Annotated in this window: 16 protein-coding genes and 2 pseudogenes; 17 read left to right on the top strand and 1 reads right to left on the bottom strand. The window is 45.2% G+C overall.

Annotated elements, in window-relative coordinates; genetic code table 11:
- Nucleotide 1: 1 nt before the first annotated feature.
- The 12 genes and pseudogenes from thrB to STRDD12_RS02140 all read left to right on the top strand — a co-directional run bounded on the left by thrB (nucleotide 2) and on the right by STRDD12_RS02140 (nucleotide 10,084).
- Entirely contained in the window at nucleotides 2–865 is an 864-nt protein-coding gene (gene thrB, locus STRDD12_RS02195; RefSeq protein ID WP_066914735.1) for a homoserine kinase, read from the top strand.
- Nucleotides 866–951: 86 nt separating this feature from the next.
- Nucleotides 952–2,217 carry a bifunctional folylpolyglutamate synthase/dihydrofolate synthase gene (locus STRDD12_RS02190; RefSeq protein WP_066916184.1) on the top strand — a complete coding sequence of 422 codons (1,266 nt, stop codon included), beginning with the start codon at nucleotides 952–954 and terminating at the stop codon, nucleotides 2,215–2,217.
- Nucleotides 2,211–2,774, top strand: a complete 564-nt coding sequence (gene folE / locus STRDD12_RS02185) for a GTP cyclohydrolase I FolE (RefSeq protein ID WP_066914733.1) — start codon at nucleotides 2,211–2,213, stop codon at nucleotides 2,772–2,774. Before STRDD12_RS02190 ends, folE begins: the two co-directional genes overlap by 7 nt.
- A gap of 1 nt (nucleotide 2,775) precedes the next feature.
- Entirely contained in the window at nucleotides 2,776–3,579 is an 804-nt protein-coding gene (folP, locus tag STRDD12_RS02180; RefSeq protein WP_066914731.1) for a dihydropteroate synthase, read from the top strand.
- Entirely contained in the window at nucleotides 3,579–3,944 is a 366-nt protein-coding gene (gene folB / locus STRDD12_RS02175; protein ID WP_066914522.1) for a dihydroneopterin aldolase, read from the top strand. Before folP ends, folB begins: the two co-directional genes overlap by 1 nt.
- Nucleotides 3,937–4,416 carry a 2-amino-4-hydroxy-6-hydroxymethyldihydropteridine diphosphokinase gene (gene folK / locus STRDD12_RS02170; protein ID WP_066914520.1) on the top strand — a complete coding sequence of 160 codons (480 nt, stop codon included), beginning with the start codon at nucleotides 3,937–3,939 and terminating at the stop codon, nucleotides 4,414–4,416. The genes folB and folK overlap by 8 nt, the downstream gene beginning before the upstream one ends.
- Nucleotides 4,417–4,517: 101 nt before the next feature.
- Nucleotides 4,518–5,429 (top strand): UDP-N-acetylmuramate dehydrogenase, encoded by a 912-nt coding sequence (gene murB, locus STRDD12_RS02165; protein WP_066914518.1) that lies wholly within the window; start codon nucleotides 4,518–4,520, stop codon nucleotides 5,427–5,429.
- A gap of 12 nt (nucleotides 5,430–5,441) precedes the next feature.
- Nucleotides 5,442–6,597: pseudogene (locus STRDD12_RS02160) on the top strand (ABC transporter ATP-binding protein).
- A pseudogene (locus STRDD12_RS02155) lies at nucleotides 6,581–7,371 on the top strand (ABC transporter permease). Before STRDD12_RS02160 ends, STRDD12_RS02155 begins: the two co-directional pseudogenes overlap by 17 nt.
- A 3-nt stretch (nucleotides 7,372–7,374) precedes the next feature.
- Nucleotides 7,375–8,154 carry an ABC transporter permease gene (locus STRDD12_RS02150; protein WP_066914516.1) on the top strand — a complete coding sequence of 260 codons (780 nt, stop codon included), beginning with the start codon at nucleotides 7,375–7,377 and terminating at the stop codon, nucleotides 8,152–8,154.
- A complete protein-coding gene (locus tag STRDD12_RS02145; protein ID WP_066914513.1) occupies nucleotides 8,147–9,220 on the top strand; it encodes an ABC transporter substrate-binding protein in 1,074 nt (357 codons plus the stop codon). Before STRDD12_RS02150 ends, STRDD12_RS02145 begins: the two co-directional genes overlap by 8 nt.
- 9 nt (nucleotides 9,221–9,229) lie before the next feature.
- Entirely contained in the window at nucleotides 9,230–10,084 is an 855-nt protein-coding gene (locus tag STRDD12_RS02140) for a PRD domain-containing protein (RefSeq protein WP_066914512.1), read from the top strand.
- Nucleotides 10,085–10,372: 288 nt separating this feature from the next.
- Here STRDD12_RS02140 and guaA read toward each other — a convergent pair whose 3' ends face one another.
- The gene (gene guaA / locus STRDD12_RS02135; RefSeq protein ID WP_066914510.1) at nucleotides 10,373–11,938 is read right to left on the bottom strand and encodes a glutamine-hydrolyzing GMP synthase; all 1,566 of its coding nucleotides are present in this window, start codon (nucleotides 11,936–11,938) and stop codon (nucleotides 10,373–10,375) included.
- 140 nt (nucleotides 11,939–12,078) lie between these two features.
- Here guaA and STRDD12_RS02130 point away from each other — a divergent pair, with 140 nt between their 5' ends.
- The 5 genes from STRDD12_RS02130 (at nucleotide 12,079) to trmFO (ending at nucleotide 16,957) form a co-directional block, all read left to right on the top strand.
- Nucleotides 12,079–12,777 carry a GntR family transcriptional regulator gene (locus STRDD12_RS02130; protein WP_066914508.1) on the top strand — a complete coding sequence of 233 codons (699 nt, stop codon included), beginning with the start codon at nucleotides 12,079–12,081 and terminating at the stop codon, nucleotides 12,775–12,777.
- A 105-nt stretch (nucleotides 12,778–12,882) separates the two neighbouring features.
- Nucleotides 12,883–13,215, top strand: a complete 333-nt coding sequence (locus STRDD12_RS02125) for a putative DNA-binding protein (protein ID WP_066914506.1) — start codon at nucleotides 12,883–12,885, stop codon at nucleotides 13,213–13,215.
- Nucleotides 13,216–13,224: 9 nt separating this feature from the next.
- A complete protein-coding gene (gene ffh / locus STRDD12_RS02120; protein ID WP_066914504.1) occupies nucleotides 13,225–14,820 on the top strand; it encodes a signal recognition particle protein in 1,596 nt (531 codons plus the stop codon).
- A gap of 117 nt (nucleotides 14,821–14,937) precedes the next feature.
- Nucleotides 14,938–15,528 carry a VanZ family protein gene (locus tag STRDD12_RS02115; RefSeq protein ID WP_066914502.1) on the top strand — a complete coding sequence of 197 codons (591 nt, stop codon included), beginning with the start codon at nucleotides 14,938–14,940 and terminating at the stop codon, nucleotides 15,526–15,528.
- 76 nt (nucleotides 15,529–15,604) lie between these two features.
- Nucleotides 15,605–16,957 carry a methylenetetrahydrofolate--tRNA-(uracil(54)-C(5))-methyltransferase (FADH(2)-oxidizing) TrmFO gene (gene trmFO, locus STRDD12_RS02110; protein ID WP_066914497.1) on the top strand — a complete coding sequence of 451 codons (1,353 nt, stop codon included), beginning with the start codon at nucleotides 15,605–15,607 and terminating at the stop codon, nucleotides 16,955–16,957.
- Nucleotides 16,958–17,046: the final 89 nt, after the last annotated feature.

The following is a 17,046-nucleotide window of genomic DNA, read 5'->3' as shown; positions in this document are numbered from 1 at the left end:
TATGAAAATTACGGTACCAGCAACCAGTGCCAACATTGGTCCTGGCTTTGACTCAGTAGGGATTGCTGTTTCCAAATATTTGACCATCACAATCGCTGAAGAAAGTCCTGAATGGTTGGTTGAACACCAATTGGGAGAAGACGTTCCTAGCGATGCGCGTAACCTGCTGATTGCGACAGCCTTAGAAGTGGCACCAGAATTGCAACCTCATCGGATTATCATGACGTCAGATATCCCTCTGGCTCGTGGATTGGGTTCTTCGAGTTCTGTCATCGTGGCCGGCATCGAACTGGCTAATCAATTGGCGCAGCTTCAGCTGTCAGCAAAGGAAAAATTAGCCATTGCAACACGTATCGAGGGGCATCCTGACAATGTTGCACCAGCTATTTATGGCAATTTGGTCGTTGCAGCAAGTCTGGATGACCAAGTCTCTGCTTTGGTAACCCCCGTGGCAGAAGTTGCTTTTCATGCCTTTATTCCAAATTATGAGCTTAAGACCTCTGATAGCCGTAAGGTCTTGCCACAGGAACTGCCCTACAAGGAAGCCGTTACAGCTTCAGCGATTGCCAATCTGGCCGTTGCTGGCATGATTGCAGGTGACTGGGAACTAGCAGGGCAAGCCATTGCCAGAGACCGGTTCCATGAGAAATACCGTCAACCTTTGGTTAAAGAATTTGAGCCGGTTCGTCAAACAGCTAAAGAAATGGGAGCTTATGCGACCTATCTTTCTGGTGCGGGGCCAACCATTATGACCATCATCTCAAAAGATCAGGTCTCAGCTTTTAAGAAGGCGGTCGAAGCCTTGCAACTTGATGGGAGTTGTCATATTTTATCGGTGGATACCAAAGGTATTCGCGTCGAATAAGGAAATATTGTTAGGCAATGAAAACTAGCCGAAATTTTTCGTCGCTAGTTTTTTGCTAGAACAAGGAGATAGCGGTGACGAATAGTTTGACATACGACCAGTCTTTGGACTGGATTCATGCCCAGCTCAAGTTTGGTATCAAACCTGGGATTAAGCGGATGGCTTGGCTTTTAGAACAACTAGGACATCCTGAAAAAAAGGTGACTGGCATCCACATCGTCGGTACAAATGGTAAAGGGTCTACGGTTTCCTACTTGCAGCACATCTATAGACAGGCTGGATACAGTGTCGGTACCTTCACTTCGCCTTTTATCATTGATTTTCGTGAGCGCATCAGTTACAACGGACAGATGATTGCAAAAGAAACACTTGTCCAGCTGGTTGAGCGACTCAAACCCTTGGCAGAACGCCTCCCCAAGGAAACCCAACTGGGTACAGCCACTGAATTTGAGTTGATAACAGCCATGATGTTCTTGTATTTTGGGGAAATGCAGGCTGTCGATATTGTCCTTGTTGAAGCTGGTCTGGGAGGACGCTATGATTCGACCAATGTCTTTTCCCCTCTAGCCTTGCTGTGCCCATCTATCGGCTTAGATCACCAAGATATTCTTGGAGCAACTTATGCTGAAATCGCAGATCAAAAGGTAGGGGCGCTTCATGATAGAGAACCTTTCTTGTATGTTGCTGACCGCCAAGATGTCATCACCGTGTTTGAAGAAACCGCTCAAAAAAAACAGAGCAAAAGTCAACAATTTGGGCGTGATTTTCAGATGAGTAAAGCTTCAGATGGGACTTATACGTTTAAACAGGGGAAAACTGTTCTGACAGGGCTGACACCTGGTATGCCCGGCCAACATCAGGTGAGAAATAGTGCCTTGGCGCTTGCGGCTATTCATCAATTGATGGAAGGCTTTCCTGTGTCTGATGAGGCCATTCGCCGGGGACTTGCTCAAACGCACTGGCAAGGGCGAACCGAGTTTTTGCGTCCCAATCTGATGGTTGATGGGGCTCATAATCGCGAAAGCGTGGCAGCCTTAATAGACGTCCTAAAGACAGAAAATGAGCGCCCCCTTTCCCTTTTATTTGCGGCTATTAATACCAAACCAGTTAGTGATATGCTGAGTGCCTTAAGCGAAATAGGACCGGTAACCGTAACGACTTTCGAGTACCCTAAGGCCTATGCTCTAGCGGATTACCCTGAACTTTACGCGCAGGAAAACAACTGGAAAGCTTGGGTAGATAAGGCTTTAGGAGATACCGGGGAAACACTTTACGTGATTACAGGTTCGTTGTATTTTATCTCACAAGTGCGAGCCTATATTTTAGAAAAGGAAGAAAATAAGGAATCATGAATCTTGAAAAAATGCAAGAAGCGATTTATCTCTTGCTAGAAGCTATGGGAGAAGACCCACAACGCGAGGGACTTTTGGAGACGCCTAAACGGGTGGCTAAGATGTATGCTGAGATGTTTGATGGGCTTCACAAGGACCCTAAAGACGAGTTTACCGCTGTTTTTTCTGAGGGCTACGGTGAGGCTGTTCTAGTCAAGGATATTCCTTTCTATTCCATGTGTGAACACCACCTGGTTCCCTTTTATGGGAAGGCCCATGTGGCCTATGTGCCAAATCAAGGCCGTGTGACGGGATTGAGCAAGTTAGCTCGAGCAGTGGAAGTGGCTAGCAGCCGCCCACAGGTTCAGGAGCGCTTGACCCAACAGGTGGCCCAAGCTGTCGATGAAGCCCTGTCCCCACGAGCGGTCTTTGTCATGGTCGAAGCAGAACATATGTGTATGTCTATGCGGGGAATCAAAAAACCTGGGTCAAAAACCATTACGACAGTTGCTCTGGGTGATTACAAGACTTCTCCAGAAGCGCGTGCTGAGATTTTAAGCCTGATAGAAAAGGACTAAGATGAAGATTGGACCTTACACATTGTCTGGGAACAGCGCCATTATGGGTGTGCTCAATGTTACACCAGACTCTTTTTCGGATGGTGGCAATTATGATAGTGTTGAAACAGCTTTAGCGCAAGTTGAGCAACTCTTAGCAGAAGGGGCAAGTATTATTGATGTCGGCGGAGAGTCTACACGACCAGGTGCTGAGTTTGTCGATGGAGCCACTGAAATTTCTCGGATTGTCCCTGTTATCAAGGCGATTAAGGAGCGCTTTGATTGTCTGGTTTCTATTGATACCTATAAGACAGCGACAGCTCGTGCTGCCTTGGATGCAGGTGCCGATATTTTAAATGATGTTTGGGCAGGGCTCTATGACGGCCAGATGCTGGCTTTAGCTGCTGAGAGGCAAGTGCCCATTATCTTGATGCATAATCAAACTGATGATCGCTATCAAGATGTCACTCAAGAGGTTTGCGACTTTTTAGCAGAAAGGGCCCAAGCTGCTCGTGAAGCCGGTGTTCCAGCAGACTATATCTGGTTGGATCCTGGTTTTGGCTTTGCCAAAAATGTTGAACAAAACAAGGCTCTCTTAAAAGGGTTAGACAAGGTTTGCCAACTGGGCTACCCTGTTTTGTTTGGTATTTCGCGAAAACGGATTGTCGATGCCCTCTTAGGGGGGGATACGAAACCTCTTGAGCGTGATCAGGCAACAGCAGCCTTATCTGCCTGGGCCTTGCAGAAGGGCTGTCGGATTGTTCGTGTGCATAATGTTGCTTGCAACAAAGATGTGGTGACTGTGATTGGAGGCTTGTTGGATTGATGGATGTGATCTTCTTAGAAAAGTGCCGATTTTACGGCTATCATGGTGTTTTACCTGAGGAAACAGTTATTGGGCAAATCTTTGAAGTGACTTGTCGCTTAGAAGTTGACCTGACGGCGGCTAGCCAGTCGGATGACTTGCTGCAGACGGTAAATTATGCGGAAGTTTTTAACCTGCTTAAGACCTACTGTGAAACAAAGCGTTACCAACTGTTAGAAGCCTTGGCAGGGGATATCATTCAAGCGATTTTAGAGGCTTTTCCCACAGTCTCAAGTGTCTGGTTGCGTGTCGGCAAACAGAATCCACCTATTGCAGGTCATTATGACCAAGTCGGAATAGAAATGAGTCGGCGACGTCATGGCTAGAGTGTATTTAGGTTTAGGGTCAAATATGGGAAATCGTTTGGCTACCCTAGAGGGAGCTTACGAAAAATTGGCTAACTTACCACAAACCCAACTGCTGGGGCAATCCTCTTATTATGAAACCAAGGCTTGGGGGATGACTGACCAGGCAGATTTTATTAACGCTGTCTGCTTGTTGGAGACACAACTGACACCTGAACAACTTTTGGAAGCTTGTCAGACCATTGAGGCGGATTTTGGTCGCAAACGCTTGGTCCACTGGGGGCCGAGGACCTTAGATATTGATATCCTTCTTTACGATGACTTAATTCTAGACAAGGAAAGGTTACGCTTGCCTCACCCCTATATTAAGGTGCGTCCTTTTGTTTTAGTTCCTTTGTTGGAACTGGCTCCGGAGCTTATAGACCCACAGACAAGGCTTGCCTATGCCGAGGCCTTGAAAAGCCTTGGGAATGACGATATAAAGCGCTTATAAAAAATATCTTTTTCCGTGGCCTGCCTGTCGTTTTTAGGGTGAAAATTTGTTATAATGGAATCGGCTTTGAGCCGATTTTTTTTAGTAAAGAAAGATAAAAGATGAAACAAGAAATGCAAGCGACGCTCAAAGGGATTGATATCCGTTTTGATGAGCCCTTAAAACAGTATACCTATACACGGGTGGGTGGACCAGCTGATTATTTGGCTTTCCCCCGTAACCGCTATGAATTAAAATACCTCATCAGTTTCGCCAAGGCCCATGATATTCCTTGGATGATTTTGGGCAATGCCTCCAATATTATTGTGCGCGATGGTGGTATCCGTGGCATGGTCATTATGTTTGACCGCCTAAATAGTGTCTCTGTCGACGGCTATGTCATTGAAGCCGAGGCAGGGGCCAATCTGATTGAAACCACAAAAGTAGCGCAATACCACAGTCTCACAGGCTTTGAATTTGCCTGTGGTATTCCTGGTAGCATTGGTGGTGCTGTCTTTATGAATGCAGGTGCCTACGGGGGAGAGATTGCCCATGTGTTAATCTCAGCAACCGTTTTAACCGCCGATGGTGAGATTGTCACCATTGAAAATCGAGATATGGCCTTTGGTTACCGTCATTCTGTCTTACAAGACAATGGGGCTATTGTTATCTCAGCCAAGTTTGGTCTTCAACCAGGTGACTATACGCAAATCACTCAAGAAATGGCGCGTCTGACCCACTTACGCCAACTCAAACAGCCTCTAGAATACCCCTCATGTGGCTCTGTCTTTAAGCGACCTGTTGGACACTTCGCAGGGCAATTGATTACCGAAGCGAACTTAAAAGGACACCGTATTGGTGGGGTTGAAGTCAGTCAGAAACATGCCGGTTTTATGATTAATATTGCCGATGGTTCTGCGGCTGATTATGAGCAACTCATTGCTCACGTCATTGAAGAAGTTAAAGCCATGTCAGGTATTGTCTTAGAACCTGAGGTTCGCCTGATTGGCGAATACCAAACGTCAAAAGACTAGAAGGGGGTCCTCGTGAGCCAACCCATTATTGCCTTTGAACAGGTGTCAAAGGTTTTTGAAGACAACGGTACCGTTGTCCTAAAGGATGTCAGCTTCGAGCTCGAAGAAGGAAAATTTTTATACCCTGCTGGGCGCTTCTGGTAGTGGAAAGTCAACCATTCTCAATCTGATTGCTGGCCTGTTGCAACCTACGAGTGGGCAAATTAAACTCGATGGGAAGGTCATCAATAACCTTCCCATCAACAAACGCGATGTCCATACCGTCTTTCAAAACTACGCGCTTTTTCCTCATATGACGGTTTATGAGAACGTGGCTTTTTCCTTGACCTTGCAAAAACGCCCACGCAAAGAAATCAAAGAACGTGTTCTTGAAGCCTTACGCATGGTAAGGCTTGAGGGGTATGAAAATCGCCCCATTCAAAAACTCTCTGGTGGTCAACGCCAGCGGGTGGCCATTGCTCGGGCTATTATCAATCAGCCACGTGTGATTTTGCTAGATGAGCCTCTATCAGCCCTAGATCTCAAATTGCGAACGGAAATGCAGTATGAACTTCGGGAATTGCAACAACGTTTGGGGATTACCTTTATCTTTGTGACCCATGACCAAGAGGAAGCTCTGGCCATGAGTGACTGGATTTTTGTCATGAACAACGGGGAAATCGTTCAGTCTGGAACGCCTGTAGATATCTACGATGAACCCATTAACCACTTTGTTGCCAATTTCATCGGCGAGTCCAATATCATCCCAGGACGGATGCTTAAAGATTACCTAGTCGCCTTTAATGGCAAGACCTTTGAGGCTGTAGATGGGGGAATGCGTCCGAATGAGGCTGTCGAGGTGGTCATTCGGCCAGAGGACTTAGAATTGACCCTACCAGACGAAGGTAAGCTACAGGTGACCGTTGATACCCAACTCTTTCGTGGCGTACATTATGAGATTATTGCTTATGATGAACTGGGAAATGAGTGGCTCATTCATTCCCGTCACAAAGCTATCGAGGGCGAAGTGGTTGGTCTAAACTTTGCCCCAGAAGACATTCATATCATGCGTCTCAACGAAACCGAAGAAGAATTCGACGCCCGTATCGAAGAATATGTGGACGTGGAAGCACCAGAAGAAGGGCTAATCAATGCCATCGAGGAGGAGCGCCATGACGACATCGGCTAAGCGATTTTTGTTAGTGCCTTACTGGTTGTGGATTTTCTTTTTGTTTTAGCTCCCATGGGGCTTTTGGCGGTCCAGTCTTTCTTTGATACTGCAGGCCATTTTAGTTTGACGAATTACCAGACTTTCTTTCAGTCTGGAACCTATCTGCGTATGGGCTTTAACTCCGTCTTTTATGCCGCAATCGTCACTCTAGTGACCTTGCTTATCAGTTACCCAGCCGCCTATTTGTTAACCCGATTAAAACACAAACAGCTTTGGCTGATGTTGGTGATTTTACCGACTTGGGTTAATCTCTTGTTAAAAGCTTACGCTTTTATGGGGATTTTAGGGCGACATGGGTCCATCAACGCCTTTTTAGGTTTCTTTGGTTTGGCACCCCAGCAGTTGCTTTTTACAGATGCCGCCTTTATTTTTGTGGCTGCATATATCGAACTTCCCTTTATGATGCTCCCCATTTTCAACGTGCTTGATGACATGGACCAAAACCTTATTCATGCCAGTCAGGACTTAGGTGCCAATACTTGGCAGACCTTTCGGCGGGTCATTTTCCCCTTGTCTTTAAATGGTGTTCGCAGTGGCATCCAGTCTGTTTTTATTCCCAGTCTGAGCCTCTTTATGCTGACCCGTCTGATTGGGGGGAACCGTGTCATTACACTAGGAACTGCCATCGAGCAACATTTCTTGGTCACCCAGAATTGGGGAATGGGGGCAACAATCGGTGTTATTCTCATTCTCGCCATGGTGGCGACCACTTGGTTGACAAAGGAGCGCTAAGACATGCAAAAGACATTATCAAGACTTTATCTTGGGCTCGTTTTTATCTTGCTCTATAGTCCGATTGCTTATTTGATCGCTTACTCCTTTAATAGTGGCGATACAATGACGGGCTTTAAGGGGGTTAACCTATCGCATTATCAGGAGTTGTTTTCAGACCAGCGGTTGTTGGTGATTTTGCTCCAGACCTTCTTTCTAGCCTTCTTGAGTAGTCTTTTGGCTACAATCATTGGGGGAATTGCGACCATCAGTATCTACTATGCCAAACGGCGCTATCGGGACGCCCTATTAGCTATCAATAACGTGCTTTTGGTATCACCAGACGTGATGATTGGGGCCAGTTTTCTGATTCTCTTTACCTATTTAGGTTTTCAGCTGGGTTGGCTATCTGTCATCATGAGCCATGTGGCCTTTTCCATACCGATTGTTGTCCTGATGGTTCTTCCTCGTTTACAAGAAATGGAGGACGACATGATTCATGCGGCTTATGACCTGGGGGCCAGCTCTTGGCAGGTCTTGCGTCGCGTCCTCTTGCCATTTTTAACCCCTGCCTTAATTTCAGGTTATTTCATGGCTTTTACCTATTCACTCGATGATTTTGCCGTGACCTTTTTTGTGACGGGAAATGGGTTTTCAACCTTGTCTGTGGAGATTTATTCCAGAGCACGTCAAGGCATTTCCTTGGAGATTAATGCGCTGTCAACCCTAGTCTTTCTCTTTTCCATCCTCTTGGTCATCGGCTACTACCTGATTTCCGGCCGAAAGGAGGAGCACCATGCATAAGTTATCAGCCTTTTTTGGCGGTATTCTAGCCATCTGCGTCCTCCTATTTTGGGGACTATGGTTCATGCAAAACAAGAGTCAAAAACAAAGCGGAGACCAGACCCTGGTGATTTATAATTGGGGGAATTATATCGACCCTAGTTTGCTTAAAAAGTTCACCAAGGAAACCGGCATTGCCGTGGATTATCAGACCTTTGACTCCAACGAAGCCATGTACACCAAAATCAATCAAGGGGGGACTACTTATGACCTCGCGGTTCCAAGTGACTATATGATTGATAAGATGAAGCGGGAAAATCTCTTGCTCAAGCTGGACAAGTCACAAATCAAAGGCTTCGATGCCATTTCTGACACCTTTAAAAATTTATCTTTTGATCCCAACAATGATTATTCTATTCCTTATTTTTGGGGAACATTGGGAATTGTCTACAATGACCAACTGGTCAGAGAAGTCCCCAAAGAATGGTCTGATCTCTGGAAACCGACTTATCGCGACAATATTCTTCTTTATGATGGCGCCCGTGAGGTTCTAGGGCTGTCGCTCAACAGTTTAGGTTATAACGTCAACAGTAAAAATATGGCCCAACTTAAAGAAGCTACTCAGCATCTGGAGGCTTTAACGCCTAATATCAAGGCCATTGTTGGTGACGAAATGAAAAACTATATGATCAATGGTGAAGCCGCAGTCGGGGTAACCTTCTCAGGTGAAGCCAGTGAGATGTTGGATAATAACAGTCATTTGCATTATGTTGTGCCAAGCCAGGGAAGCAACCTCTGGTTTGATAACTTGGTCATCCCTAAAACAGCCAAGCATATCAAGGAAGCTTACCGTTTTATCAACTTCATGCTCGAGCCAGAAAATGCTGCACAAAATGCCAGCTATATCGGCTATGCGACACCTAATGCCAAGGCCAAAGCCCTCTTGCCTGATGCTGTAAAAAATGACCCGGCTTTTTACCCTAATCAAGCCACCATGTCACGCTTACAGGTCTACCAAAATCTAGGTCTCAAGTGGCTTGGCATCTATAACGACCTTTATCTACAATTTAAAATGTACCGAAAATAGGAGACAACCATGAAAATAGAACGGGTTTATAACAATAATGTTGTCTCTGCCTTCCATGATGGAAAAGAATATGTCTACATGGGTAAGGGACTTGGCTTTCAAAAGAAAGCTGGAGACAACTTGGATGAGACAGCGATTGAAAAGCGTTTTGTACTAGATGATGTCAATGGGTCGTCAGAGCTCTCTCGCATCCACGTGACAATAGATAGTGCGACCTTGTCTAGTGTTCTAAAAATTATTGAGATGGCTGAAGAAGAGCTTGGACGTCCCTTTGAAGCCAATTTCTATATAGCGCTAGCTGACCATTTGCAGTTTGCTATCGAGCGTAGCCAAGAAGGTCTTATTATTGAAAACCCGCTAACTTGGGAAGTCCGAAAATTCTACCCGCGAGAGTTCCAATTAGCTCAAAAAGCAGTTGATTTACTCAATCAGGATTTCGGCATTTTGCTCCCCAAGGAAGAAGTGGCCAATATCGCTCTTCATTTTCTCAATGGTCAAAAAGATTTGGGTTTAAATGGCCAAGGGCGAACCCTGCAACGCATTGTGGTTGAGATTATGGATATTGTGCGCTTAGACTTGGGTTTGCCCCTATCTAGCGATGAGGAGAGCTTGGTTTACGATCGCTTTCGCACCCACCTCCATTATTTTGCCCAGCGCGTGATAAAAGGTGGAAATCCTCAGGAGGGAGATAGCTTCCTCTATGAACAAATCGCTCTCAACTACCCGCAAGCTTTTGCGACCACGCAGAAAATTGTTCAATACGTGGACACAAACTTTGCCCAAAAAGTCAGCCGAGACGAGCAAGTCTACCTGACCATCCATATCAACAAACTGCAAGAAAGCATAAAAGAGAAAAAAGGCTAGGGCAAAAACCTAGCCTTTTGTATATCCCAAAGTATATATTTTATCGGAGAAAATTACTTTGATAATGATGGATTGGTGAGGGGCAGTTCCTTTAGGGTAGAAAATTCGGATACCCAAGAAAGTGGTTGGCGTGGGGAAACAGGAGACTTATGATACAGAAAGCGGTCAGGCTAAAGAATAACTGCAGAGACCAGGTGGACCTTATTTTTTGATAGTTAATTTCTGGTGCTATTAACAAAAGAAAAAGGCTAAAAACCTTAATTTTAAGCCTTTATAAGTTTATTAACACTATTCCCATTCGACAGTAGCAGGTGGTTTGCTGGTGATATCGTAGACGATGCGGTTGACGTGGTCAACTTCATTAACGATGCGAACAGAAATTTTTTGGAGGACATCCCATGGTAGACGTGCAAAATCTGCGGTCATGCCATCAATAGAAGTAATGGCACGAATGGCAATGGTGTAGTCATAGGTGCGTCCATCTCCCATAACACCGACGGAGCGAACACCTGTATTAACAGTGAAGTATTGCCAAACATCACGCTCAAGACCTGCTTTGGCGATTTCTTCCCGCAAGATAGCATCGGATTCGCGAACCGTTTCGAGTTTTTCTGGGGTAATCTCACCCATAATACGAATAGCAAGTCCAGGTCCTGGGAAAGGTTGGCGCCAAACGACTTCATCAGGCATGCCAAGTGCAGTTCCTAAGGCACGAACCTCGTCCTTAAAGAGGGTATTGAGAGGCTCGATAAGTTCAAACTGCATGTCCTCAGGCAGACCACCGACATTGTGGTGTGATTTGATAGTTTGTGCTGTCTCTGTTCCTGATTCAATCACGTCGGTATAAAGGGTGCCTTGCGCTAGGAAGTCCACCCCTTTGAGCTTGCTGGCTTCATCATCAAAGACGTAAACAAATTCATTACCGATAATTTTTCGTTTCTTTTCAGGGTCATCAACGCCAGCTAGAAGGTCTAAAAAGCGTTTAGACGCATCCACACGGATGATATTAAGGCCAAACTTGCCTCCCAACATGTTCATGACTTGGTCGCCTTCACCCTTGCGCAAGAGACCATGGTCAACAAAGATACAGGTCAACTGATCGCCAATAGCCTTTTGCAAGAGGACACCAACGACAGAAGAGTCAACACCCCCTGATAGGCCTAGCAAGACCTTACGGTCACCGACTTTTTCACGGATTTCAGCGATTTGCATGTCGATGAAGTTGTCCATAGACCAGTCAGCCTTTGCGCCACAGATAGTGAGGGCAAAGTTCTTAAGAATGTCATTTCCGTAAACAGAGTGACGTACCTCAGGGTGAAATTGGATTCCGTAAATCTGGCGCTCAGCATTTTCGATAGCCGCATAAGGGCAGTCCTCAGAGTCCCCAACTAGTTTGAAGCCAGCTGGAATCTCTGTCACCGCATCCCCGTGGCTCATGAGAACAGTTTGTTCTTCAGGCGTCCCGTCAAAAAGAGCGGACCTTGCTTGCAAACGCAGAGTAGATTGACCGTATTCGCTGTTTCCAGTCTCGCCAGCAGGAACAACCTTACCACCAAGTTTATCGGTAAGAAGTTGCATCCCGTAACAGATACCAAGTATTGGAATACCAAGTTCGAAAATTTCGGGGTCAATGCCAAAAGCGTCTTCTGCATAGACCGAGTTAGGGCCTCCAGAGAGGACGATACCGATGGGGTTGATGGCACGGACTTCGTCGGCCGTGATTTTGTGACTTTTTAGTTCAGAAAAAACTCCAAATTCGCGGATACGGCGAGCAATCAATTGGTTGTATTGGCTACCATAGTCCAGAACGATGATTTTTTCAACAGCTGCAAGCTGAGGGGCATTAGCAGTCATGGCTTTCCTTTCAATTCAAAGAGATACTCTTATTTTAGCATAAAGTTTGCGCTTTTGCCTCACTTTAGCCAAAAAACGCTTCTTGCTTTTCCTAGGGGATAATTTTTGGTAGTATGAAGGGTAGGACAAGGAGGGGTCACATGTTACCAGCCTATATACAGATTCACGACCGCTTGCGTGATGAGATTGATAAGGGGGAGTGGCGTATCGGCTCTCGCCTACCGAGTGAACGAGACTTGGCGGATGATTTTGGGGTTAGTCGGATGACTATGCGCCAAGCAATCGGTCTTTTGGTCGATGAGGGCCTACTAGAGCGCCGTAGGGGGTCTGGGACTTATGTCGTGGGCTCACAGGTTCGTGAGACCATGCGGGTGACAACGTCATTTACGGAGATTGTCAAATCACAGGGGCGGACGCCCTCCAGTCGCCTTATTTCCTACGAGCGGGTCCACCCCAACGAGCAGGAAGTCAAGAACCTAGGCATTACGGCGCATTCTTATATTATTCGGATGGAACGGGTGCGCTATGCCGATCAAATGCCTGTCGTTTTTGAAGTGGCTGCCATCCCCGAAAAATTTATCAAGAATATGGATAAGGAATCGATTACGAGCCACTTTTTTCAGACGCTTGGCGATAATGGCTACCAGATTGGAAAGTCGCAGCAAACCATTTATGCCCAATTAGCTTCCCAACAAGTGGCGGAATACCTTGAGATCCAGCAAGGAGACGCTATTTTAGGCCTTAGGCAAATGACTTATTTCACAGATGGGCAAGCCTTTGAATTTGTAAAAAGTCAATATGTGGCCGACCGGTTTGAGTTTTATTTAGAAAATAATTAACCAACATATATTTATATACGTCACCACGCTTCCGATAACGATCAATTTTTAGAAAAGCCAGTATTGCAATAGTGTTTGCTGGCTTTTTTTGCTATAATATGCCTTATGGAAATTGAAAAAACAAACCGAATGAACGCTCTTTTTGAGTTTTATGCGGCCCTTTTGACGGATAAGCAGATGAATTACATTGAGCTTTACTATGCGGATGATTACAGCTTAGCGGAAATTGCGGAAGAGTTTGGCGTCAGTCGTCAGGCGGTTTACGATAATATCAAACGTACCGAAAAAATTCTTGAAGACTATGAGCGCAAGCTCCATATGTATTCGGATTATATTGTACGGAGTGAGATTTTCGATCAGTTAGCCTTACGCTATCCAGAAGATTCTTTTCTTCAGGAGCAACTGCAAGTATTAAACAGTATTGATAATAAAGATTAGGAGAATAAGATGGCATTTGAAAGTTTAACAGAACGCTTACAAGGTGTTTTCAAAAATATTCGTGGTAAGAAAAAATTATCTGAAAAAGATGTTCAAGAAGTCACTAAGGAAATTCGTCTGGCCTTGCTGGAAGCAGACGTTGCACTTCCAGTCGTAAAGACTTTTATCAAACGGGTTCGTGAACGAGCAGTCGGTCATGAAATTATTGACACCTTGGACCCGACGCAACAAATCGTTAAAATCGTTAATGAAGAATTAACGGAAATCTTGGGTTCTGAGACGGCTGTGATTGAAAAATCACCAAAAATTCCGACCATTATCATGATGGTTGGTTTGCAAGGGGCCGGTAAAACAACCTTTGCAGGGAAGTTAGCCAACAAACTCATCAAGGAAGAAAATGCCCGCCCGCTCATGATTGCAGCTGATATCTATCGGCCAGCAGCCATTGATCAGCTCAAAACACTGGGCCAACAAATCAACGTTCCTGTCTTTGATTTGGGGACTGAGCAACCGGCGACAGAGATTGTCCGCCAGGGTCTCGCTCTTGCAAAAGAACAACACAATGACTATGTCATCATCGATACAGCAGGTCGTTTGCAAATTGATGAAAAACTCATGCAGGAACTGCAAGATGTCAAAGAACTCGCTCAACCAAATGAAATTCTCTTAGTTGTCGATGCCATGATTGGTCAAGAAGCGGCCAATGTGGCTCGCGAATTCAATGCCCAGTTAGAAGTCACAGGTGTTATCTTAACCAAGATTGATGGGGATACCCGTGGTGGGGCGGCCCTATCTGTCCGTGAAATCACTGGAAAACCCATTAAGTTTACCGGTACTGGTGAAAAAATCACCGACATCGAGACCTTCCATCCTGACCGGATGGCCAGTCGTATCCTGGGGATGGGTGACCTCTTAACGCTCATCGAAAAAGCTAGTCAAGAGTACGATGAAAAGCGGTCTGCCGAATTGGCAGAGAAGATGCGGGAAAACACCTTCGATTTCAATGATTTTATTGAGCAATTGGAACAAATGCAGAATATGGGTCCTATGGAAGATATTCTCAAGATGCTACCAGGCATGGCGAGCAATCCAGCGCTTAAAAATCTGAAAATCGACGAAAAAGATATCGCCCGTCGCAAGGCTATTGTCTACTCGATGACCCCAGCTGAAAGGGAAAATCCTGACTTGCTCAATCCTAGCCGTCGCCGTCGGATTGCAGCTGGTTCAGGAAACTCCTTTGTCGAAGTCAATAAGTTTATCAAAGATTTCAATCAAGCCAAGAGCATGATGCAAGGTGTTATGTCTGGTGATATGACTAAAGCCATGCGTCAGATGGGCATTGACCCTAATAATCTTCCGAAAGATATGCCTGGTCTAGACGGCATGGACATGTCCGCTCTTCAAGGTATGGGTGGCAATGGGATGCCTGACCTTTCGGCGCTTGGCGGAGATATGGACTTTAGTCAAATGCTGGGCGGTGGTCTTAAAGGGAAGGTTGGTTCTTTTGCGATGAAGCAAGCCATGAAACGGCAAGCCAACAAAATTAAAAAAGCCAAGAAAAACGTAAAAAATAAGGTAAAAACTGGAGTCATCCAGTTTTTTTGAGTTTAAACTTGGCTGTGACCTTTTCCGTGCTAAGTAACCCATTAAAAGCAGAGTTTCCCTAAGCCTTCTTTAATTTTTTGTGTTAGGCTGATAGAAAATGCTAGGGAGGGCTTGCTGATGACTGTGCAAAAAATTCATCCACTTGACTTCATAGGGACAACCCTCCTCTCTTTTATGCTGTCTTTTTGGGCCTTTAAAACCTTTGTCATCCCCTACATGCGGCATATCAATCACTATGGGCTGGTTTTTACCATGGGACTGCATAGTATCATCGTCTTGATCTTGACCTATACCTTTTATTGTTTTTTCACATTTTGTAGGCGCCGTCAGATAAGTAGTAAGACCGTAGTCAGTCTGTATACCATTTACTTTTTAGGTTTGATTTACGTCTTGTTTTTTAAAAATATTGGTAAACAAGGCTTAAGTTTGGATTTTTTCTCTTTTGTTAGTGATTTTCAGTATAGTGGGCGTTTTGTTCCTGTGATGAATGCCATCATGTTTATCCCATTGGGAGCGATACTGCCCAAGCGTTTATCAACCCTTCCTTTGGCCATAGTGGGAATACTTCTGGTGGAAGGCTGTCAGTATGTTTTCCATTTAGGCGTCTTTGATTTGGGAGACCTTACGCTGAATAGTCTTAGTATCCTGATAGGGATGGGACTTGCCTTGACACCTCTGGCCCAAAAAGTAAAATCTATCATCCGGTAAAAAGCCAGACTTTTCTGGCTTTTTTCGTTTGAAAATTTGCTATAATGAAAGCACTATGTCTAAGAAAGAGGACCTTATGACCAAAGATTTTATTACCGTCATCGGAGCTGGTCTCGCTGGAAGCGAAGCGGCTTATCAGATTGCCAAAAGAGGGATTCCGGTCAAACTCTATGAGATGCGTGGTGTCAAGCCAACCCCTCAACATAAGACCGATAAATTTGCGGAATTGGTTTGCTCAAATTCCCTTCGAGGTGATAGTTTGACAAATGCTGTCGGTTTGCTCAAAGAGGAGATGCGCCGACTGGACTCTGTTATCATGCGGGCAGCAGAAGCCACGCGCGTACCAGCAGGCGGTGCTCTAGCAGTAGACCGTGACGGCTTTTCTGACACAGTGACCCAAGAAGTAAGCCATCACCCGCTCATTGAAGTCATCCGTGCAGAAGTGACAGATATTCCCTTGGATGGTATTGTCGTGATTGCCTCAGGTCCTTTGACTTCAGATGCCTTGGCAGAGAAAATCCATGCCCTAAATGGTGGTGACGGCTTTTACTTTTACGATGCTGCAGCCCCGATTATTGACAAAGCCTCTATCGATATGGATAAGGTTTATCTCAAATCGCGCTATGATAAGGGAGAAGCAGCCTATCTCAACTGCCCCATGACCAAGCAAGAATTTATGGCTTTTCATGAAGCATTAACAACCGCCGAAGAAGCGCCACTTAACAGCTTTGAGAAAGAAAAATATTTTGAAGGCTGTATGCCCATTGAAGTCATGGCTAAACGTGGTATAAAAACCATGCTCTATGGCCCGATGAAGCCCGTCGGTCTCGAATACCCAGAAGATTATAAAGGTCCGCGCGATGGAGACTTCAAAACGCCTTACGCAGTGGTCCAACTCCGTCAGGACAATGCTGCTGGCAGTCTTTACAATATCGTCGGTTTTCAAACCCATCTCAAATGGGGGGAACAAAAGCGAGTCTTCTCTATGATTCCTGGCCTGGAAAAGGCTGAGTTTGTTCGTTATGGGGTGATGCACCGCAATTCTTATATGGATTCGCCTAATCTCTTGCAGCCAACCTTTGCGACCAAAAAGAATCCCCAACTCTTTTTTGCAGGCCAAATGACTGGTGTGGAGGGCTATGTTGAATCAGCAGCCTCAGGGTTAGTGGCTGGTATCAATGCTGCAAACCTTTTTAAAGGAGAAAAAGCGCTTGTCTTTCCTGAGACGACGGCTATTGGGGCTCTTCCTCACTATATCACCCACACAGAAAGCAAACATTTCCAACCGATGAATGTCAATTTTGGGATTATTAAGGAGTTGGAAGGGCCAAGAATTCGTGATAAAAAAGAGCGTTATGAAAAAATCGCCCAGCGGGCCTTGTCGGATTTGACGGCATTTCAGCAACAAAATGCACAATCCTTCGAATGAAAGCGTTAAACAGACTAAAAAAGTTAGGGAATCCCTAACTTTTTTGCTTATCTTATGATAAAATAGTTTTAAAATAGAGAGGAAAGCGA

It is taken from the genome of Streptococcus sp. DD12, from assembly GCF_001578885.1.
Taxonomy (GTDB): Bacteria; Bacillota; Bacilli; order Lactobacillales; family Streptococcaceae; genus Streptococcus.
The sequence above is the reverse complement of the archived record's forward strand: the minus strand, read 5'-3'. Positions and strand labels throughout refer to the sequence as shown.